The organism is Amycolatopsis sp. NPDC058340, from assembly GCF_042723975.1.
In the GTDB taxonomy this organism is placed as follows: domain Bacteria; phylum Actinomycetota; class Actinomycetes; order Mycobacteriales; family Pseudonocardiaceae; genus Amycolatopsis.
In genome coordinates this window covers 128,680-146,053 of sequence record NZ_JBHXIB010000005.1, presented here as the reverse complement: position 1 = coordinate 146,053, position 17,374 = coordinate 128,680, and the positions used below count along the sequence as shown (strand labels likewise).

Below are 17,374 nucleotides of genomic sequence, written 5' to 3'. Positions count from 1 at the left end.
AGGGGAACACCATGGAGCCGGCACAATGGCTCGCCGACTACCGAGGCCGGCTCGAACGCGCCGCGGACGGCGCGCGACGGGCTCGGGAGAGTCTCGAACAAGCGGGAGCGACGGCACGTTCGCCTCGGGGTGAGGTCACGATCTCGGTCAACGCGGGGGGCGTGCTCGAAGATGTCGCGTTGACGCCCGCCGCGCGCAAACTCGAAGCCGACGCGCTCGCCGCGCTGATCGTGACCACCGCACGCGAGGCACGGTGTCTCGCCGTCGAACGGATGACCGACGTGATGGCCGGGTATCTCGGCGACGGCCCGGCACTCACCCAGCTCACCCGGCACCTCTCGCCGGAGGTCGTGCGATGACCGCGGAACGGTCCTACACCGTCGATCCCGGCCAGTTGCGCCGGCACGCGGGACGGCTCGCCGCGCACGCCGACCAGTTGTCGTCGCTCGGCGCCGCGCTGCCCGGCGAAATGCCGCCGGCGGCGCTCGGGCCGTTCGCGCAATGCTTCACCGCGGGCATCGGCGCCGCGATGAGCCGGACGAGGGACGCCTTCGCCCACACCGCGTCGGTCATGGACCAAGTCGGCGACGGCATGCGGAGGGCAGCCGAGCTGTATCAGAGCACGGATGAAGACCACGCCGCTCGGCTGAACCGCGTCGGAGGCACCCCATGACGACGACGGTGGAGATCAACACCGCCCTCGCGAACCTGCGCGTCGCGCGGGATTCCGTCGACGGCAAGGAATGGTTGTCCGCGGAGCTCGGCGGCGAGCCCGCTGTCTCACTCGACATGCTCGGCTCGACGGCGAGCCCGCTGTCCGCGTTGAGCAGCGCCGGGTGCGACTTCCTGACGCCGATGATCTCGTTCCTCGAAGAGCCGCTCGGGCAGCTTCGCGGCGAGCCGGGGTCGGTGTCGGCTCCCTCCGCGGAGCACGACAAGGGCTCGCAGGGCGCGAACTCCGTCGCCGAGGATTACGGCTCCACGACGGAGAAAGAGACGAGCGAATGGTCCGGGAACGCCAAGCGGGACTACGCGGCGACGGCGACGAAGCTGGCCGACGGGATCAAAACGGTCGCGGAGTCGGCGGCGACCAACGCGAAGGCGATGGTCGCGGCCGGTGAGGTGGTGGCGCAGGCCGTCGACATCGTCACCCGCCTGATCACCGAGGCCGTCGGCAAGATCGTGCCGATCATGACCAGGGCCATCGCGGCGGCGCCCGCGACGTTCGGGGCCAGTATCGCCGAGGCGATCCCGGAATGCGTGGCGATCGCCGTCGAACACGGCGGCCGGATCGCGGCGAAATTGGGCGAATTGCTCGCCAGCGGCGAAAACCTCGTGAAATTGCTCGAAGGCGTCGCCGGTGTGCTCGACGTCGTCGAAAAAGGCCTCACCGCTATCGGTGACGCCTCCGCGAACTCCGAAAAAGACTGAGGGAGAAGAGAATGGGAACGAAGACCCAGCGGATCGCCGGTGTCGCACTGGCCGTCGCGCTCGCCTTGCCGGTCGTGCCCGCGGCGGCGGCCGAGGCCGGCGATCACGCCGCCACGCAAGCCGTACTCGACCGCTACCAGCGGAAGGCGGGCCCCGGCGCGGCCGTGCACGCCGGCGACGGCCAAGGCTCGTGGACCCTGTCGAGCGGGTCGGCCACCACCCCCGGACAGCGGCCCATCACGGCGGGAGACCATTTCCGGATCGCCAGCCAGACCAAGACCTTCACCGCGGCCGCGGTGCTCCAGTTGTTCGACGAGGGGCTCGTCGAACTCGACGCTCCCATCGAGAGGTACCTGCCCGGCGTCGTCACCGGGAATTACGACGGCAGCGTCATCACCGTGCGCCGGTTGCTCAACCACACGGCGGGCTTCCCCCACGACCCCGCCGGCGCGAAGACCAAGCCGGACGGCACGTTCGACCTGGCCGAGCTCGTGCGCGCCGCGATGGACGACAAGCCGGTTTCCGCGCCGGGCGCCTACCACTACTCCAACGTCGGCTACCTGGTGCTCGGCCTGCTGATCGAGAAGCTCACGGGCAAGTACGTCGGTGACGCGATCACCGAGCGGATCATCGAACCGGCCGGGCTGACCGAGACCTCGTTCCCGCCGCCGGGAAAGCGGACGCTCACCAGTCCCTACCTGCCCGGTTACCAGGGTTTCCAGCTCGGTGGCGCCTACTTCTGGGTCGATATGACGACTTCGTTCGAGCTTTCGAAGTGGAGTTCGTCGGCCGCGATGGAATCCACCTTGACGGATCTCGCCAAGTTCGGGCGTGCGCTCGTTTCGGGCACTGTCATCTCGCCGAAGGCCCTCGCGGAGATGCGCACCGTCGTGCCGTGGACGCCGGGCGCTCCCGCCGGATACGGGCTCGGGCAGTTCAGCATCCAGTTGTCGTGCGGCGGCGTGGCCTGGGGACACGACGGCGCCCTGCCGACCGGGCACGCGTCGCTCACGCTGGCCACCGACGACGGCCGGTTCGCTTCGGTCGTGACCAACTCGAATATTCTCCCGACCGATCCGAGCGGCGTCGACGTCGCCAACGCCGCCCTGTGCGAGGGGAGGTAGGCCGGCTTGTACGAATCTTGTACGAGCGTGAAGAACCTTCGATCGGACCGCGCAACTCGACGAAGGCGAGCGCTCATGTCCGAGCAGATGCCCCCGGAACCCGTCCGAGCCCCGTTCTCCCGGCGTTCGCTGCTGCGCGCCGGCGGTGGTCTCGCCGCGACGACGGCGCTGCTCGGCACCGGCGCGGTGTTCGCCGCACCGGCTTCGGCCGCGGTGCCGGCGTCCAAGCGTTTCGACCTCACCAAGCCGTCCTACGACGAGTTCCGCGGCAAGATCCTGCACGAATCGCATCACGTGATGCAGGGTTTCGCCTTCGACAACCAGAACGTGCGCATCTTCATCGTGAACGCCCGTAACGGCGGGACCGGGGACGACCTGTGTGTCACCCAGGTCAACTTCTCCGGCGAGATCCAGGGCTCCATGCATCTGAACAACGCCGGGCACGGGGTGTCGATCGGTGTCGAACCGGTGGGCACCGACTCCTACATCTGGATGGAATGCGACTCGGACGGGCCAACGAGTACCGGCCGAGGGACGGCGCTGGCCCGGTTCAAGTTCGTCAACGGTGGCACGCCGTCGGTGAAGAAGTTCCTCACCGGCAGCGACACGATCACCTGCGCCACCGATCCGATCAACAAGCGGATCGCGGTACGCCGCAAGGAAGGCGGCAAGATGTTCTACAGCGTCTACCCGCTCGCCTCCGCGGCCGCCGGCAACTTCAGCTCGCCACTGGCGCATTTCGCGCAGCCCGCGCTGTCCACCGTGCCGGTGACCTTCCAGGGCTACACCATCTACGGCCAGTATCTGTACACATTGGACGGTACGGGACACGCGGACCCCGCCGACATCAACTCCTACGTCACCTGCATCGACATGAACACCGGCACGGTGAAGAGCCGCGCGCTGACCAAGGCGGGGCAGTCGCTGGTGTTCCGCGAGCCGGAGGGGCTCGGGATCTACCGGAGCCTGGCCGGGGAAACCCGGCTGTACATGGGTTTCGGGTCGCGCAGCAGCATGGACAACATCAACCGCTACGCGAACCTGTTCTACAAGAACGTTCTCATCGACTGACGGGTCGCGGCGAACGCGGCCGCCGCCAGTGCGGCCGCGAAAAGCCCGTACGAGGCCGACAAGCCGGTGCCGGACGAGCTCAAGGCGCCGCCGACGGCCCGTCCCAGCAGTTGCCCGACGCATTCCGCGGTGATGACGGCGGTCGCGAGTTCCGCGGCGGTGATTCCGCTCGCGTCCGCCGTCGTGGCTCTGAGATACAGGCCGGGGTAAGCGAGCCCGACACCGATTCCGGCGACGGCCCAGGCGACGAGGGCCGTGGCGAACGAACCGCCGAACGCCACGGCCGCGGTGCCGAGGGCGGTCAGGCTCAGGCCCACGACGGGAAAGTGCGCGGAGGCGAACTTGGCCGCCACGAGGCTGGTCACCGCCCAGCCCAGCGGGGCGGCGCTCAGGACGATCGCCGCCTGCCCGAGACTCACCTGGAAACCGCTCGTCAGTAGCACGGTGATCAGGCTGTCCGCGCCGAAATAGCCGATCGCGAACAGCACCATCGCGCCGAGCGCGGCGGGGGTTCCCGGCCGGAGCCGCGCGGTGCCCGGCGGCAGGATCGCGACCATCCCGATGACGGTGATCGCCGCTCCGGCGAGCGCGAGCGGCCAGAAGCCCGCGCCGAACACCACGACCGCCGCTCCCAGCGGCACCGAGAGCGTCCTCGGCAAGGGCCGTGAAGCGGCATCGGGAGCGTCGCCGCGGGCGGCACGCACGACCAGCAACCGTCCGAAAAGGACGAACGGCACCGGAAGCAGCAGGGTCCACCGCCAGCCGACGAGATGTTCCAGGCCGAGGGTCGCGGCCAGTCCGACCAGGGCGGGCACGATCCACATCGCCGAAGACGCCGCGATCACGCGGATCCGCAGCCGGTCGCCGAGATGCCGGATCGCCGAGCTGACACCGAAAATCGCCAGGAGACCGCTGGCGAACCCGGCGAAGAACTGGCCGAGGGCGAACATCCACGCCGCCCGAGCCGACGCGGCCAGAGCGAGCCCGCCGAGGTAGGCGATCATCCCGGCGGCGAGCGTGCCGCGCGGCCCAAGCCTGCCGAGAACCCTGCTCGCCAAGGGAAGCGCGACGAACAGGCCCAGCGTCGAGCCGGCGATCAGGAGTCCGAGGTCGTTCCTCGCGTCGAGATCGCCGGCGACGACGGGCAGCAGGGTGGAAGCGACGAAACCGGTGACGGCGGCCGCGAATTCGAGCGCGACGATGCCGACCGCCAGCCGGACTCCCGTCACGTGTAGAGGTCTCGGTCGTACAGGTTGAGTTGCACCCAGACCCCGTCGGGATCCTGGACTCGCAACGAGTGGCCGAAGCCCTCGTCCATCGGCGGGCCCGGCTCGAAGCCGGCCGCCCGCAGACGTTCCGCCACGTCCTCCAGTGGTTCGTCGACTTCGAAGGCCAGCTCGCAGCGGCCAACGTCTTCGCCGGACGACCGATGGACGGCCAGCATCCCGGCCTCGGCGGGCATCTCGACCCAGCCGCCGGGTCGCGACACCGGCCCGACGCGCAGGCCGAGCACTTCGTAGAACCGCGTCATGGCCTCGACGTCCGCGCTGTAGCGGATCGGCATGATCTTCATCGCTCGCGTTCCTCACTGGTCCGCAGCAGGTACTCCTCCAGCACCCGTTCGACGAACGACGAAAGCGACTCGTCGGCGTCGACGGACGCGTGCTTCACCCGCTTGATGAGGCCGGGCGGCAGATAGACGTTGAATTGCCGTTTCTCGACCTGAGCCATGCTCGCATGCTAGCAAACGAGCACGAGCGCCACCGTGACCAGCGCCAGACCCGCGCCGATCCACGGGATGGCGGCCAGCGAAGCCCCCAGATTCAACGCCCCGGCGGCGAAGGCCGGGGTGAGGCTGATGCCCAGCTGAAAGGCCGAGACCGTGGTCGCGCCCGCGAGGGTCGGGGCGGAAGCGGCGATCGTGAAGACCCGCCCGTACAGCGCCGGATTGAGCACGAAGGCCGCGACGCCCAGCAAGAACACCGTCGGCACGACGACCCAGACGGATGTGGCGAACAACGCGAGGATCGCCGAGAAGACCGCGATGCCGGCGCCGCCGCCGAGCAGGGCGTGGTGCGGGCGACGGTCGGAGATCCGGCCGCCGATCGACAGTCCGGCGAAGGCGCCGATCCCGAACAGCGCGAGGACCGCGGGGATCCAGACCGCGGGAACGACGTCCGCGAGCATCGCCGCCAGGTAGTTGAAGGACACCATGTACGCCGCGGTGCTCAGGATGGTGATCGCGTAGACGCCCCAGAGGCGCGGCGTCCGCATGGCGCGCAGCTCCCCCGAAAGGCCGGCTTCCGCGGACGCCGCGGTGGCGGGCAAGCCGACGGCGGACGCGATCACGCCCACGGCGGTCAGCGTCACGACACCCCAGAAGCCGCCGGTCCAATCCGTGAGGTTGCTCAGCAGGGTGCCCACCGGTCCCCCGGCCACCATGGCGACACTGAGCCCGGCGACGACGACGCCGGAGGCGCGGGCGTTGCGGTCGGGGGTCACCAGGCTGATCGCCGTCACGGCGGCGACCGCGAAGAACCCGGCGTAGGCGAGACCGGCGACGAATCTGGTGATCAGGAGGATCCAGTAGTCGTCGGCGAGCAGGCCGACGGCGATGGCGGCGGCGAAGACGGCCTGCGTGGTCATCAACGCCGTACGCCGCGGCCACTTCAAGCTCAGCACGGCGAACGGCGGACCGCCAAGGACGACACCGAGGGCGAACGCGGTGATGAGCGCGCCCGCGGAAGACAGGGAGACGCCGAGATCGGCGGCGGCCGCGGGCAGGACCCCGGCCATCAGGAACTCGGCGCTCCCCATCGCGAACAGGCTGAAGGCGAGGAGGTAGACCCCGGCGGGAAGGCGTTTCGACTCGATCATGGCGCCAGCATCGGGAACTTCTGGCTGTTTCGGCAAAGAACTTTGCCGGAACCGGGACGAGCTGCTGTGCTGGTGACATGGAGAGCCAGCCCGCCGTCACCGCGGCGATCGAACTGATCGCGCCCCGTCTGCGCCGCGCCAGGGAGAAGAAAGGCACGACACTGGTGGAGCTCAGCCGCGCCACCGGCATCTCCACCAGCACCCTGTCCCGGCTCGAATCCGGGCAGCGCAAGCCGAGCCTCGAACTGCTGCTGCCGGTGATCGCCGCGCTGGGCCTGCGCGTCGACGAGATCGTCGCCTCACCGAGAGTGCTCGAAGCGCCTTCGGACGGCCGGGTGCTCATCCCGCTGACCCGGCACGAGGACGGGCCTCGCGCCTACAAGATGACGATCCCGGCGAGCGACGACGAGCCCCGCACCAGGACGCACTCCGGCCGCGAATGGCTCTACGTGTTGCGAGGCAGGCTCCGGCTCGTGCTCGGCGACCAGGACGTCGTGCTCGGTCCCGGCGAGGCCGCCGAATTCGACTGCCGGACGCCGCATTGGTTCGGTGCCACCGGCCGCGGGCGGGTCGAGGTGCTCAGCCTCTTCGGCGAACAGGGCGAGCGGATCCACGTCCGCGCCCGCACCCGATGACGTCAGACGCGCTGCTGGATACGGATCAGGTTCCCGGACGGGTCGCGGACGGCGCCGTCACGCAGGCCGTACGGCTGATCGGTGGGCTCCTGGATGATCTCGGCGCCCGCCTCCTGAAGGTGCTTGAAGAGGCCGTCGAGGTCGTCGGAGGAGAACAGGATCCCCGCGTACGTGCCCTTGGCCATCATCTCGTTGATCACCCGGCGTTCGTCCTCGGTGATCCCCGGGTCGACGGCGGGCGGGTGCAGCACGATCGACACCGGCTGCCCCGGCGGGCCGACGGTGAGCCAGCGCATGCCGTCGTAGCCGACGTCGTTGCGCACCTCGAAGCCGAGAAGGTCGCGATAAAAGGCCAGTGCGGCTTCGGGGTCGGTCTGCGGGAGGAAGCTCCCGTGAATGGCGATGTCCATGACGGTCACGCTAGGTGAGACCGGTTCGCGACGCTTCTCGATTCCTGATCGCTCTCCGGATGGCTTCGACACTGCGATCGACGTCCGCCTCGGTGGTGCTCCAGTTGGACACGGAGATGCGCATCAGCCGCATACCGTGCCAAGTGGTCGCCCCCATCCAGCACTCGCCGGAACGTTGAAGGGCCTCGACGACCCGGTCGGTTTCGTCGCCGAAGCCGACGAGGACCTGGTTCAGCACCACGTCGTTCACGACGGAGACGCCTTCGCACGCTTCGAGCTTTTCGGCGAACCTTCTGGCCAGCGCGCAGCACCGCTCGATCATCTCGGCGATCCCCTCGCGACCGAGCTCGCTGAGCGCCGCCCACGTCGCGAATCCTCGGGCCCGGCGGGAGGATTCCGGCACGAAGTCGCTCGGCGCCCTCACCCCGCCCTCTCCCTGGCCGGTCAGGTACGCGGCGGTGAGCGCCATCGCGGCCCGGTGCGACTCGGGATGAGCGCAGAAGGCGTAACCGCAGTCGTAGGGGACGTTGAGCCACTTGTGCCCGTCGACCGCCCAGGAGTCGGCCTTCTCCAGCCCCGCGGTCAGCCGTTCGAGCGAGGGCGCGGCGGCAGCCCAGAGCCCGAACGCGCCGTCGACGTGCACCCACGCTCCATGGCGGTGGGCGATCTCCGTCGCGGCGGCGAAATCGTCGAACGCGCCGGTGTTCACGTTCCCGGCCTGGAGGCAAACGATTGCGGGCCCGTCGAGCTTCCGTTCGAGATCGGCGATGTCGATGGCGCCCTGGCCGTCCGCGCGGACCGGCCGGACGGCGTCGGTGCCAAGGCCGAGCAAGCGGAGGGACCGGTCGATCGTCGCGTGCCGCTCTTCGCCGGCGACGACCGGCAGCGGCGGCGCCCCGTGCAGCCCGCGGCGCTCGACGTCCCATCCGGCCCGCGCGAGAACGTGATGCCGGGCGGCGGCGAGGCCGACCGTGTTCGCGCCCTGCCCGCCGGTCACGAAACCGAAGGAGGCACCGGACGGCAAGCCGAGGACGTCCTTGAGCCATTCGCCCGCCACCTCCTCGACGATCGCGGCGGCGGGCGAGGTGATCTTGTTGAACGCCGGCTGATCCCAGCCGGTCGCCAGCATGTCGGCCGCGGTCGCGGCGTCGAGCGCGCCACCGGTGACGAAACCGAAGTACCTCGGTCCGGTGTTCGCCACCAGCGCCGGCTCGACGGCGTCGGCCAGCCGCCGGATCACGTCGGCGGGCGGGACGGGCTTCTCGGGCAGTTCACCGAGCTTCTCGCGGACGCCCGTCGTGTCGTCCGGGAAGACAGGGGCGTCGGCGACGCCCTCGCGGTAACGGGTGACACGGGCGGCGACGTCGGCCAGCAGATCCCGCAGTTCACTCATCCGACGGCTCTCTTTCGATCGTCGCGAACCACGCGGGAGCGCCGTTTTCGTCGTGGAACCTCGTCCGGACGCGCTCCTCCACGATGGTCTTCACGCGCCATCCTGCCCCGAAGGGCTTTGTCAGCGCCTCACGTTTCACCGGGTGCGGCCCGGCGTTCTCGCCGTCGCGGAAACACAGGATGTAAAGCGTCCCCTCGGTGACCGCTTCGAGGCTCTTGACGTACGCGACGCGCTCGTCCGCGTCGAAGGTGTGGAAGAGCCCGCAATCGAGCACGGTGCCGAACCGCCGCCCGAGCCGCTCAAGGTGAAGCGCGTCGGCCGTCCTGAATTCGGCCTCCAGCCCGAGTTCGCTCGCCCTTCGCCGTGCGATGGCGAGGGCCGTTTCGGCGACGTCGACGCCCAGCACCGAGAGCCCTCGTGACGCGAGGTGGAGCGCGTTCTCGCCCGATCCGCAGCCCGCGTCGAGCACCGTGCCGGTGAAGCTTCCCGCCGCGCGGACGATCGCGGGCTGGGGCCCGCCGAAATCCCAGGGTGCCGGGCCTTCGTGATACGAGGCGTCCCAGGGAAGGCCGGTCATCCGCTCATGACTGGTCGGGGTCCTGCCGCTGAACGGATCGTCTTCCGGCATGGTGACCGCCCTTCCCGCACTCCGGCGTGGCACGACATCGCCGAGCTTAGTGACCAGGGCGTCATGTGACCTTGGGAAACCTTGTTTGACCTGCGTCGGAATGCCCCGGTACCGTAGGGCGTTAGCACTCTTGTCGGCTGAGTGCCAATGCACGAAGGAGCAGCAGTGCCCACCTACCAATACGCCTGCAAGGAATGCGACCACGCTTTCGAGGCCGTGCAGTCGTTCTCCGACGCGAGCTTGACCGTGTGCCCGCAGTGCTCGGGCCCGCTTCGCAAGGTCTTCAGCTCGGTCGGCGTGGTCTTCAAGGGCAGCGGGTTCTACCGCAACGATTCGCGCGACTCGAAGGCCAACACGACCGCGGCCCCGGCCAAGACCGAGACGAAGTCGGAGTCGAAGACCGAGTCCAAGCCGGAGACCAAGAGCGCGGCATCCTCCTCCACGGGTACGACGAAAACGGCCGCCGCCGCTTCCTGACGTCCCGAGTTGTCCACAAGCCCCCGGTTATCCACAGCCGGGGGTTTTCGTTCTTTCCAGGCCCAGGTGCCGCCCCTAACGTCGAGATCGACACCGATCGACGAGGGGGAATCCCGTGCTCCACGATCTGCCCGTCCTGCGAAGACTCCACGGCAGGCCCGCGCGGCTGCTGCGCCGCTGGCTTGCCCTGTCCCTGCTGCTCAGCGGCCTGGTCGCGCTCTTCCTGCCCGCGTCCGCACGCGGTGCGCCCGGCACCGCGACCGTGGTCTCCGCGCGCGACCTCCCGGCCGGGTCGGTGCTGCGCGCGGGCGACCTCAAACTCGTCGACCTCCCGGACGACGTCCGTCCACAGGGCGCCACCGGTCTTCCCGCCTCTGTGGAGGGACGGCTGCTCGTCGGCGCGGCGCGGGCCGGTGAGCCGCTGACCGACGTCCGGCTGCTGGACGCGGCCATCCCCGGATCGGGTGATCCCGAAAGTTCAACTGTCCCCGTGAGGCTCGCCGACGCCGGGGTCACGGAACTGCTCAGGCCGGGCCAGCGGGTCGACGTCGTCGCGGCCGCCGAAGCCGGGCGCGAAGCATCCGTGCTGGCCAGCATGGCTGTCGTGGCCGCCGTCGGCGAGCAGGGTGCCCGTGATCCGACGGCTCCCGGTGCCGGGAGCAAGGGACCTTTGGTGCTGCTTTCCCTGCCTTCCGGGCTCGCGACACGAGTCGCGGCCACCTCGCTGGAACGGTCCATAACGGTTACCCTCCGCTAGCTCGCGCCTGCCCTGTGGCGGCGGGCGCCTGCGTCCCCCCGGTATGGAGAAGGGACGGTCGGCGAACCGTCCCAGGTGAAAGAGGAGAGCGTCTTGATCAAGGGCTTCAAGGACTTCCTGATGCGCGGGAACGTCGTAGACCTGGCGGTCGCGGTGGTCATCGGCGCCGCGTTCACCGCGATCGTCACGGCCTTCACGAACGGCCTCATCAAACCGCTGATCAACGCCATCGGCGGGTCGGACGCCGCCAAGGGGCTGGGATTCAACATCCTCAGCGCGAACGACTCGACGTTCATGGACTTCGGCGGCGTGATCAACGCGGCGATCAACTTCGTGATCGTGGCCGCCGTCGTCTACTTCGTGATCGTGCTGCCGGTCAAGCACGTCCAGGAGCGGCGCAAGCGCGGTGAGGAGGCCGGCCCGGCGGAGCCGACCGACGTCGAACTGCTCACCGAGATCCGTGACCTGCTGCGCGCGCAGCAGAACCGCCAGGGCTGAGTCCTCGGTTCACCGGTCGTGATGAGGCGGCCGGTTCTCCAGGAACCACGAGTCGGAGTCCGGGGTGCGCTGCCCCGGCTCTCGCTCGTCGGAGGTCGTGTCCGGCAGGACGTCGCCGAAGATCTCGTCGGCCCGTCGTTTCGCCGCCGCGGCGGAGCGTTTGTCCTCGTCTTCACCTGGCATGACGTCCATTTTCGCACCGGTCGCGAGGGTCGCCGACCGGTGGGACCATCAGCGCATGAGCATTGTCGACAAAGCGAAGGGGCTGGCCGCCCAGGCCATCCACAAAGCGGAAGAGGTCGCGGGCGAAGTCCGCGAGAAGGCCGGGCCGCTGGCCGAGAAGGCGGGCGACGTCGCGGCCAAGGGTGTCTCGGCGGCTTCGGCCGGGGCGAACAAGGTCACCGGCGGCCGGTTCGAGGAGAAGATCGGCCACGTCACCGAAAAGGTGGAAGGGGTGTTGCACCACGACAAAAAGGGCGAGCCCGGGACAGAGCCCGGACCCGCCCCGAAGAACTAGGCCACTCGGAGAACTGGGCCACTCGGAGAACTAGGCCTCTTCGAGCCCGGACAGCTCGTCGATCACGTACGGCACCAGCGACGAGAGCGTCGCCATGCCGTCGCGGACGGCCGCGCGTGAACCCGCGAGGTTGACCACCAGCGTGCTGCCGGAGACGCCGACGAGCCCGCGGGAGATACCCGCGTCCACCGCGCCGGCGGCGAGGCCGGACGCGCGCAGTGCCTCACCGATACCCGGGATCGGGCGGTCGAGCACACCGGCCGTCGCGTCGGGCGTGCGGTCGCGCGGGGAGACCCCGGTGCCGCCGACGGTGATCACCAGGTCGGCGCCGCCGATCACCGCGGTGTTGAGCGCGTTGCGGATCGCGGCCGTCTCGGCCTCGACCACGACGACGCCGTCGACGATGAACCCGGCCTCTTCGAGCAGCTCCGTGACCAGCGGTCCCGTGTTGTCCTCGTGTTCGCCGTGGGCGACGCGATCGTCCACGATGACCACCAGTGCGCGGCCCAGCCGTTGTGCGCTCCGTTCCATAGGCACACCGTATCCGGTTTCGGCTGATCTTCGCTCCGGCGGTGCCGCGTAGTTGTGACGATTCCCTGACGTGAGCCGGAGATCGGGCGCCGCGGGCGAAGAACGCCCCTAGCGTCGAGACCGTGCGAACACTGATAACCGGAGGAGCCGGGTTCATCGGCTCCCACGTCGCCGATCTGCTGTCCGATCAAGGCCATGAGGTGGTCGTCCTCGACAACCTCCTCGGCACCGCGCACGGTTCGCCGCGCCCGCCCGCGTACACCGGCCGCCACCGGTTCCTGCGTGGCGACGTCACCGACACGGAGCTGGTCGCGGAACTGCTGGACGGTGTCGACGCGGTCTGCCATCAGGCGGCCGTCGTGGGGCACGGTGTCGATCCGTCCGACGCGCCGTCGTACGCGCTGAACAACGACTACGGGACCGCTGTGCTGCTCGCGGCGATGCACCGGGCGAAGGTCCGGAAGCTGGTGCTCGCCTCGTCGATGGTCGTCTACGGCGAAGGCCGCTACGAATGCCCTGTCCACGGGATCGTCCCGCCGTCGCCGCGGGAACAGTCCGATGTGGATGCCGGCCGTTTCGAGCCCACGTGCGCGGCTTGCGGTGCCGAGCTCGGCTGGCGGCTGGTCCCCGAAGACGCGCCGTTGCGGCCGCGGAGCACCTACGCGGCCACCAAGCTCGCACAGGAACATCTGGCGGCGGCGTGGGCCCGGCAGACCGGCGGAACGGTCTGGGCCCTGCGCTATCACAACGTCTACGGGCCGCGGATGCCGCAGAACACCCCGTACGCGGGTGTCGCGTCGCTGTTCCGTTCCTCGCTCCTCCGCGGCGAGGCGCCGATCGTGCTGGAAGACGGGAAACAGCGGCGCGACTTCGTGCATGTCCACGACGTGGCGAGGGCGAACGTCCTGGCGTTGAGCACCGACGGCCCCGAAGGCGACCTGACGCCGCTGAACATCTGTTCCGGGCAGCCTCACTCCGTAGGCGAGCTCGCCGAGGAACTCGCGAAGGCCTGCGGCGGACCGGCTCCGAAGATCGCCGGGGGTGCCCGGCCCGCCGACGTCCGGCACGTCGTCGCGGATCCCGCCCGCGCCCGGCGGCTGCTCGGCTTCGCCGCGCGAACGGGTTTCGCCGAAGGCGTCGCCGGTTTCGCCACCGCTGAGCTGCGGGAACCGGTCGGTTCCTGAAACCGGGAACAGACCGGGCCCCCGGCCGGTTGTCGTTCCCGGCAACGGAATCGGCTTTTTGGGGGTTTTGGTGGGCATCACCGTCGGAGACATCGAGATCGAAGCGCTCGGGGACGGCCTGATCCGGCTGCCGCTCGCGTTCTTCCCCGGTCTCGACCCCGAAGCCCACCCGGAGATCTTCGACGAGGACGGCACCGTGCACGTCCCGACCGGCGCGTACCTGATCCGCGGCGAGGGCCGCACGATCCTCGTCGACACCGGTCTCGGTCCGCGCGAATTCGCCTTCCCGCCGGGGATGACGCCCGCCAAGGGCGACCCCACGCCGCCGATGGGCACTGGCGGCGACCTCGCGGCCGCGCTCGACAAGGCCGGGTGCCCGGTGGACGAGATCGACACCGTCTTCCTCACCCACCTGCACAACGACCACATCGGCTGGATCGCCCCCGAAGGCGACCTGACCTTCCCCGGAGCCCAGGTCGTCTTCGGCCGGCTCGACTGGGAGGCGCTGATCGCACCCGCCGGGACGGGCGAATGGAGCCGCGTCGGGATGGAGACCGCCCGCGGCGCGGGGCTGACCGAGGCGATCAGCGGCGACGCCGTCGAGATCGCGCCCGGGATCGTGGCGCGGCACGCCCCGGGGCACACGCCCGGCCACTACGTACTCGACATCACCGCGGACGACGAGCGCCTGCTGCTGCTCGGCGACGTCCTGCACACTCCCGCGCAGCTGACGGACCCGCGGGTCGGTTTCCTCGGCGACATCGACCCGGATCTCGCCCTCCGCACCCGGCAACGGTTCCTCGCGGAAGCGGAAGAGACCGGCGCGATCATCGCGCCGGCCCACTTCCCGGACATGGGGTTCCGGCGGCTCTGACCTACTTGCCGCAGAGCACCTTGTCGGTGAGCAGCCGGTCGGCCTTGTTGTAGAGCTGCCCGAGATCGGCGTCCGATTCGCCGTAGGTCATGGACAGTTCGTAGGTCCGGCTGCCGTCGGACGTGCTGGCCATCACCGTTCCATAGCCGTGGAAGCCGCCCATTCCCTTGAAGACGGTGCCGCAGCTCGTCTCCTGGACGTACAACCCGAGGCCGTAGCCGCCCTTCGGATGCGGCTTGCGCATCTCGGCGAGCAGCGGCGCGGGCAGCAGCTTTCCGCCCAGCAGCGCGGAGAAGAACGTGTGGAGGTCCTTCGTGGTCGAGATCAGCTCACCGGCGCTGGACGCCCACGACGGGTTCTGGTTCGTGATGTCGACCGTCTTCCACTGCCCGGGCTTCTCCTCGTAGCGGTAGTAGCCGTGGGCGTGCGGCCCGGGGATGCCCGGCCAGGTGCCGGGCACCACGGTGTCCCGGAGTCCGAGCGGCCGCAGGATCCGGCGCTGGATCTCGTCGCCGTAAGGGCGGCCGGCGACCTTCTCGATCACCAGCCCGGCCAGGACGTAGTTGATGTTCGTGTACGTCCAGTCCGTTCCCGGCGCGAACAGCGGCGGCTTGGACAGGCCGAAGCGCACCAGCTCCTCCGGCCGGTAGGTGTGATACCGGTTGTCCAGGAATTCCTTACCGGTCAAGGGGATTCCCGGCACGATCGTGCCGTCGGGCAGCATCGCGCCGGTGTAGTCGAACAGGCCGCTGGTGTGCTGCAGCAACATCCGCACCGTGATCCGCCGGTCGAGGCCGAACTCGGGCAGGTAACCGGCCACCGGCGCGTCCAGGCCGACCTTGCCCTCCCCCACCAGCTGCAGCACGACGGTGGACACGAAGGTCTTGGTGTTGCTGCCGACCCGGAACCGTCCGTTGGCCGGCGGTTTGGCCGCCGAGCCCAGCTCGCGCACCCCGGCGCTGCCGGTCCAGTCGCCTTTCGTGTCGTGCACCCGCAGCTGCGCGCCGGCGAAACCGGAGGCGGCGATCTCCTCGACCATCGCCCGCAGATCCGGCCGGTCCCGTCCGTTGTCCGCGGCGGCAACGCCGGGTGCCACCCCGGCCAGCAGTGCGGCGGCCACCGCGGTGATCCCGGCCCGCCGGAAGAATCGTTTCGCTGAAGTCGTCATGGCGGCAACGATCGCGGCCCGCGCTGACACCGCGGTGACACGCCGCTGACACGTCAGGACATGGCGAGCGGAAGCCGGACCTCGAACCGGCAGCCGGGCCCGTGGTTCTGGACACCGATGCGGCCGTGATGGGCTTCGACGAGGCCTTTCGCGATCGCGAGGCCGAGCCCGCCGCCGCTCGCCAGCCCGCCGCGTTCGGGTGTCCGCGCCCGCGTCCCGCGGAACGCGACGTCGAAGACGCGGCCGATTTCGTCGTCGGGGATCCCGCCGCAGCCGTCGGAAACCGCGAGCAGCGCCTCTCCGCCTTCGATGCCGATCTGGACGGCGACCGTCCCGTCCGGCGGGGTGTGCCGCACGGCGTTGGACACCAGGTTGCGCACGATCCGCGCCAGTTCCGGGTCGCTGCCGGAAACGACCGGCCACACGGTGGCGTATTCGATCATCCGTACGCGTTTCTGGTCGGCGAGCGGCGCCTGCGCGGCGACGGCGTCGCTCACGACGTCGCGCAGCGGCACCGCGGCCATGGTCAGCTGCAGCGCGCCCGCGGTGATCCGCGAAAGCTCGAACAGATCGCCGACCATGCCCGACAGCCGCGTGGTCTCACCGCTGATCCGCCGCGCGTAGCCGGTGACCTCGATCGGGTCGGCGACGACGCCGTCCGCGACGGCCTCGGCCATCGCCTGGATCCCCGCCAGCGGGCTCCGCAGGTCGTGACTGATCCACGCGACCAGTTCGCGCCGCGACGCCTCGGCCGCGCGCTCCCGTTCCCGCGCTTCCCGTTCCCACACGCTGCGGCGCGCGATCGCGCGGCCGAGCACGAGCGCCGCCGGCACGGTCACGAGCGCGACCAGGACGCAGACCAGTGTCATCGTGGTCAGCGCCGGGGTGAACATGAACCCGCTGATCCCGAGCACCGCGATCAGCGTCGCGAACACCGGGATCAGCACGAGGATCGTCATCGTGCTGGCCAGCGAACCGTGCCGGAGCAGGTACAGGGCCAGCCCGCCGAGCAGCACCACCGGCAACGCGAACATCAGCGCGAACGGCAGGATATGCCAGGCGTGCGCCAGCATCTCGCCGAGCGACTCCCCGGAGCCGATCATCGCCGCACCGGGTCGTACCGGTAGCCGACGCCCCAGACGGTGGCGACGCGGACGGGTTTCGCCGGGTTCTTCTCGATCTTCTCCCGCAACCGTCTGACGTGGACGGTCACGGTGGACTGGTCGCCGAAGTCCCAGCCCCAGACCTTCTCCAGCAGATCGGCGCGGGAGAACGCCACCCCGGGATGGGTGAGGAAGAACGCGAGCAGATCGAATTCCCGGCTCGTCAGGGGAAGTTCCACACCGCCGAGGGCCGCCTGGCGGGCCGACATCTGCAACGCGAGGTCGCCGTCGGTGATCACGCGCGCCGCCGGTTCGGGCCGCGGCATCCGCGCCCTGCGCAGCACCGACGCCACCCGCAACGCGAGTTCCTTGGGGCTGAACGGTTTCGTGACGTAGTCGTCGGCGCCGAGCTGGAGCCCGGCGATGCGGTTCTCCTCCTCGCCGAGCGCGGTCAGCATCACGACCGGCACCTGGCTCACCTGCCGCAGGCGGCGGCACACCTCGAGCCCGTTGAGCCCGGGCATCATGACGTCGAGGACCACGAGATCCGGCCCGGTCGTGGAGAACAGCCGCAGCCCTTCGGTGCCGTCGCCGGCGACGTCGACCTCGAAGCCCGCGACCTCCAGATACCGCCGGACGACGTCCCGCACGGTCTCGTCGTCGTCGACGACGAGCACCCGCCCCTGTTCTGTCATG

General features: G+C 69.7%; 24 protein-coding genes. 12 read left to right on the top strand and 12 right to left on the bottom strand.

Translation table 11 applies throughout. The features are described from left to right. The first annotated feature begins 11 nt into the window (after nt 1-11). The 5 genes from ACFWIW_RS08925 (at nt 12) to ACFWIW_RS08905 (ending at nt 3,626) form a co-directional block, all read left to right on the top strand. Nucleotides 12-359, top strand: coding sequence for a YbaB/EbfC family nucleoid-associated protein (locus tag ACFWIW_RS08925; RefSeq protein ID WP_378367899.1), 348 nt, complete (start codon nt 12-14; stop codon nt 357-359). After that, nucleotides 356-673: a WXG100 family type VII secretion target gene (locus ACFWIW_RS08920; RefSeq protein ID WP_378367898.1), complete on the top strand. Its 318-nt coding sequence runs from the start codon at nt 356-358 to the stop codon at nt 671-673. Before ACFWIW_RS08925 ends, ACFWIW_RS08920 begins: the two co-directional genes overlap by 4 nt. After that, nucleotides 670-1,431, top strand: coding sequence for a hypothetical protein (locus tag ACFWIW_RS08915; protein WP_378367897.1), 762 nt, complete (start codon nt 670-672; stop codon nt 1,429-1,431). The genes ACFWIW_RS08920 and ACFWIW_RS08915 overlap by 4 nt, the downstream gene beginning before the upstream one ends. An 11-nt stretch (nt 1,432-1,442) precedes the next feature. Then, the gene (locus ACFWIW_RS08910) at nt 1,443-2,555 is read left to right on the top strand and encodes a serine hydrolase domain-containing protein (protein WP_378367896.1); all 1,113 of its coding nucleotides are present in this window, start codon (nt 1,443-1,445) and stop codon (nt 2,553-2,555) included. A gap of 75 nt (nt 2,556-2,630) precedes the next feature. Further along, complete coding sequence (locus ACFWIW_RS08905) at nt 2,631-3,626, top strand: teichoic acid biosynthesis protein C (RefSeq protein ID WP_378367895.1); 996 nt, start codon at nt 2,631-2,633, stop codon at nt 3,624-3,626. Here the strand turns inward: ACFWIW_RS08905 and ACFWIW_RS08900 are convergent. From ACFWIW_RS08900 to ACFWIW_RS08885, 4 genes are read right to left on the bottom strand one after another with little or no spacing between them, the layout of a single operon-like run. Further along, nucleotides 3,602-4,855 (bottom strand): MFS transporter, encoded by a 1,254-nt coding sequence (locus ACFWIW_RS08900; RefSeq protein ID WP_378367894.1) that lies wholly within the window; start codon nt 4,853-4,855, stop codon nt 3,602-3,604. The two genes, ACFWIW_RS08905 and ACFWIW_RS08900, sit on opposite strands and share 25 nt — an antisense overlap. Further along, entirely contained in the window at nt 4,852-5,199 is a 348-nt protein-coding gene (locus ACFWIW_RS08895) for a VOC family protein (protein WP_378367893.1), read from the bottom strand. The genes ACFWIW_RS08900 and ACFWIW_RS08895 overlap by 4 nt, the downstream gene beginning before the upstream one ends. Continuing rightward, on the bottom strand, nt 5,196-5,357 hold the full coding sequence (locus tag ACFWIW_RS08890; protein ID WP_378367892.1) for a CopG family transcriptional regulator: 162 nt from the start codon (nt 5,355-5,357) through the stop codon (nt 5,196-5,198). Before ACFWIW_RS08890 ends, ACFWIW_RS08895 begins: the two co-directional genes overlap by 4 nt. Nucleotides 5,358-5,366: 9 nt before the next feature. Then, nucleotides 5,367-6,503, bottom strand: a complete 1,137-nt coding sequence (locus tag ACFWIW_RS08885; RefSeq protein WP_378367891.1) for an MFS transporter — start codon at nt 6,501-6,503, stop codon at nt 5,367-5,369. A gap of 77 nt (nt 6,504-6,580) precedes the next feature. Here ACFWIW_RS08885 and ACFWIW_RS08880 point away from each other — a divergent pair, with 77 nt between their 5' ends. Next, nucleotides 6,581-7,138, top strand: a complete 558-nt coding sequence (locus tag ACFWIW_RS08880) for a helix-turn-helix domain-containing protein (protein WP_378367890.1) — start codon at nt 6,581-6,583, stop codon at nt 7,136-7,138. Between the two features lie 2 nt (nt 7,139-7,140). Here ACFWIW_RS08880 and ACFWIW_RS08875 read toward each other — a convergent pair whose 3' ends face one another. Genes ACFWIW_RS08875 through ACFWIW_RS08865 form a run of 3 tightly spaced genes read right to left on the bottom strand, consistent with a single transcriptional unit; the run spans nt 7,141 to nt 9,569 of the window. Then, nucleotides 7,141-7,548 carry a VOC family protein gene (locus ACFWIW_RS08875; RefSeq protein WP_240599630.1) on the bottom strand — a complete coding sequence of 136 codons (408 nt, stop codon included), beginning with the start codon at nt 7,546-7,548 and terminating at the stop codon, nt 7,141-7,143. A gap of 10 nt (nt 7,549-7,558) precedes the next feature. Continuing rightward, nucleotides 7,559-8,941: a pyridoxal phosphate-dependent decarboxylase family protein gene (locus ACFWIW_RS08870; RefSeq protein ID WP_378367889.1), complete on the bottom strand. Its 1,383-nt coding sequence runs from the start codon at nt 8,939-8,941 to the stop codon at nt 7,559-7,561. Beyond that, nucleotides 8,934-9,569, bottom strand: a complete 636-nt coding sequence (locus tag ACFWIW_RS08865; RefSeq protein WP_378367888.1) for a class I SAM-dependent methyltransferase — start codon at nt 9,567-9,569, stop codon at nt 8,934-8,936. Before ACFWIW_RS08865 ends, ACFWIW_RS08870 begins: the two co-directional genes overlap by 8 nt. 165 nt (nt 9,570-9,734) lie before the next feature. Between ACFWIW_RS08865 and ACFWIW_RS08860 the strand changes: the two genes are divergently transcribed. The 3 genes from ACFWIW_RS08860 (at nt 9,735) to mscL (ending at nt 11,301) form a co-directional block, all read left to right on the top strand. Further along, nucleotides 9,735-10,046 carry an FmdB family zinc ribbon protein gene (locus tag ACFWIW_RS08860; RefSeq protein WP_240599625.1) on the top strand — a complete coding sequence of 104 codons (312 nt, stop codon included), beginning with the start codon at nt 9,735-9,737 and terminating at the stop codon, nt 10,044-10,046. A 115-nt stretch (nt 10,047-10,161) separates the two neighbouring features. Further along, nucleotides 10,162-10,803, top strand: a complete 642-nt coding sequence (locus ACFWIW_RS08855; protein WP_378367887.1) for an SAF domain-containing protein — start codon at nt 10,162-10,164, stop codon at nt 10,801-10,803. A 93-nt stretch (nt 10,804-10,896) separates the two neighbouring features. After that, nucleotides 10,897-11,301 (top strand): large-conductance mechanosensitive channel protein MscL, encoded by a 405-nt coding sequence (mscL, locus tag ACFWIW_RS08850; RefSeq protein ID WP_240599623.1) that lies wholly within the window; start codon nt 10,897-10,899, stop codon nt 11,299-11,301. Between the two features lie 9 nt (nt 11,302-11,310). On the opposite strand, the gene ACFWIW_RS08845 is transcribed toward mscL, so the two are convergent. Further along, on the bottom strand, nt 11,311-11,484 hold the full coding sequence (locus ACFWIW_RS08845; RefSeq protein WP_240599622.1) for a hypothetical protein: 174 nt from the start codon (nt 11,482-11,484) through the stop codon (nt 11,311-11,313). A 55-nt stretch (nt 11,485-11,539) separates the two neighbouring features. Between ACFWIW_RS08845 and ACFWIW_RS08840 the strand changes: the two genes are divergently transcribed. Next, nucleotides 11,540-11,818 carry a hypothetical protein gene (locus ACFWIW_RS08840; RefSeq protein WP_240599621.1) on the top strand — a complete coding sequence of 93 codons (279 nt, stop codon included), beginning with the start codon at nt 11,540-11,542 and terminating at the stop codon, nt 11,816-11,818. 30 nt (nt 11,819-11,848) lie between these two features. Here ACFWIW_RS08840 and ACFWIW_RS08835 read toward each other — a convergent pair whose 3' ends face one another. After that, nucleotides 11,849-12,349, bottom strand: coding sequence for a molybdenum cofactor biosynthesis protein B (locus tag ACFWIW_RS08835; protein WP_005155592.1), 501 nt, complete (start codon nt 12,347-12,349; stop codon nt 11,849-11,851). A 122-nt stretch (nt 12,350-12,471) separates the two neighbouring features. Between ACFWIW_RS08835 and ACFWIW_RS08830 the strand changes: the two genes are divergently transcribed. Both ACFWIW_RS08830 and ACFWIW_RS08825 read left to right on the top strand, forming a co-directional pair. Then, entirely contained in the window at nt 12,472-13,533 is a 1,062-nt protein-coding gene (locus ACFWIW_RS08830) for an NAD-dependent epimerase/dehydratase family protein (RefSeq protein WP_378367886.1), read from the top strand. A 70-nt stretch (nt 13,534-13,603) separates the two neighbouring features. Next, nucleotides 13,604-14,407 carry an MBL fold metallo-hydrolase gene (locus tag ACFWIW_RS08825; RefSeq protein WP_378367885.1) on the top strand — a complete coding sequence of 268 codons (804 nt, stop codon included), beginning with the start codon at nt 13,604-13,606 and terminating at the stop codon, nt 14,405-14,407. Between the two features lies 1 nt (nt 14,408). Here the strand turns inward: ACFWIW_RS08825 and ACFWIW_RS08820 are convergent, their stop codons facing one another. Genes ACFWIW_RS08820 through ACFWIW_RS08810 form a run of 3 tightly spaced genes read right to left on the bottom strand, consistent with a single transcriptional unit; the run spans nt 14,409 to nt 17,373 of the window. Beyond that, nucleotides 14,409-15,575: a serine hydrolase domain-containing protein gene (locus ACFWIW_RS08820; RefSeq protein ID WP_378367884.1), complete on the bottom strand. Its 1,167-nt coding sequence runs from the start codon at nt 15,573-15,575 to the stop codon at nt 14,409-14,411. A 53-nt stretch (nt 15,576-15,628) separates the two neighbouring features. After that, complete coding sequence (locus tag ACFWIW_RS08815) at nt 15,629-16,678, bottom strand: sensor histidine kinase (RefSeq protein ID WP_378367883.1); 1,050 nt, start codon at nt 16,676-16,678, stop codon at nt 15,629-15,631. Then, nucleotides 16,675-17,373 (bottom strand): response regulator transcription factor, encoded by a 699-nt coding sequence (locus ACFWIW_RS08810; RefSeq protein WP_037340495.1) that lies wholly within the window; start codon nt 17,371-17,373, stop codon nt 16,675-16,677. The genes ACFWIW_RS08815 and ACFWIW_RS08810 overlap by 4 nt, the downstream gene beginning before the upstream one ends. Between the last annotated feature and the right edge of the window lies 1 nt (nt 17,374).

Coding starts and splice junctions, on each gene's coding strand:
- ACFWIW_RS08880 (WP_378367890.1), top strand. CDS start 6,581: ATGGAGAGCCAGCCCGCCGTCACCGCGGCGATCGAACTGATCGCGCCC.
- ACFWIW_RS08815 (WP_378367883.1), bottom strand. CDS start 16,678: ATGATCGGCTCCGGGGAGTCGCTCGGCGAGATGCTGGCGCACGCCTGG.
- ACFWIW_RS08835 (WP_005155592.1), bottom strand. CDS start 12,349: ATGGAACGGAGCGCACAACGGCTGGGCCGCGCACTGGTGGTCATCGTG.
- ACFWIW_RS08915 (WP_378367897.1), top strand. CDS start 670: ATGACGACGACGGTGGAGATCAACACCGCCCTCGCGAACCTGCGCGTC.
- ACFWIW_RS08925 (WP_378367899.1), top strand. CDS start 12: ATGGAGCCGGCACAATGGCTCGCCGACTACCGAGGCCGGCTCGAACGC.
- ACFWIW_RS08905 (WP_378367895.1), top strand. CDS start 2,631: ATGTCCGAGCAGATGCCCCCGGAACCCGTCCGAGCCCCGTTCTCCCGG.
- ACFWIW_RS08870 (WP_378367889.1), bottom strand. CDS start 8,941: ATGAGTGAACTGCGGGATCTGCTGGCCGACGTCGCCGCCCGTGTCACC.
- ACFWIW_RS08820 (WP_378367884.1), bottom strand. CDS start 15,575: ATGACGACTTCAGCGAAACGATTCTTCCGGCGGGCCGGGATCACCGCG.
- ACFWIW_RS08810 (WP_037340495.1), bottom strand. CDS start 17,373: ATGACAGAACAGGGGCGGGTGCTCGTCGTCGACGACGACGAGACCGTG.
- ACFWIW_RS08885 (WP_378367891.1), bottom strand. CDS start 6,503: ATGATCGAGTCGAAACGCCTTCCCGCCGGGGTCTACCTCCTCGCCTTC.
- ACFWIW_RS08920 (WP_378367898.1), top strand. CDS start 356: ATGACCGCGGAACGGTCCTACACCGTCGATCCCGGCCAGTTGCGCCGG.
- ACFWIW_RS08890 (WP_378367892.1), bottom strand. CDS start 5,357: ATGGCTCAGGTCGAGAAACGGCAATTCAACGTCTATCTGCCGCCCGGC.
- ACFWIW_RS08865 (WP_378367888.1), bottom strand. CDS start 9,569: ATGCCGGAAGACGATCCGTTCAGCGGCAGGACCCCGACCAGTCATGAG.
- ACFWIW_RS08910 (WP_378367896.1), top strand. CDS start 1,443: ATGGGAACGAAGACCCAGCGGATCGCCGGTGTCGCACTGGCCGTCGCG.
- ACFWIW_RS08895 (WP_378367893.1), bottom strand. CDS start 5,199: ATGAAGATCATGCCGATCCGCTACAGCGCGGACGTCGAGGCCATGACG.
- ACFWIW_RS08840 (WP_240599621.1), top strand. CDS start 11,540: ATGAGCATTGTCGACAAAGCGAAGGGGCTGGCCGCCCAGGCCATCCAC.
- ACFWIW_RS08845 (WP_240599622.1), bottom strand. CDS start 11,484: ATGCCAGGTGAAGACGAGGACAAACGCTCCGCCGCGGCGGCGAAACGA.
- ACFWIW_RS08875 (WP_240599630.1), bottom strand. CDS start 7,548: ATGGACATCGCCATTCACGGGAGCTTCCTCCCGCAGACCGACCCCGAA.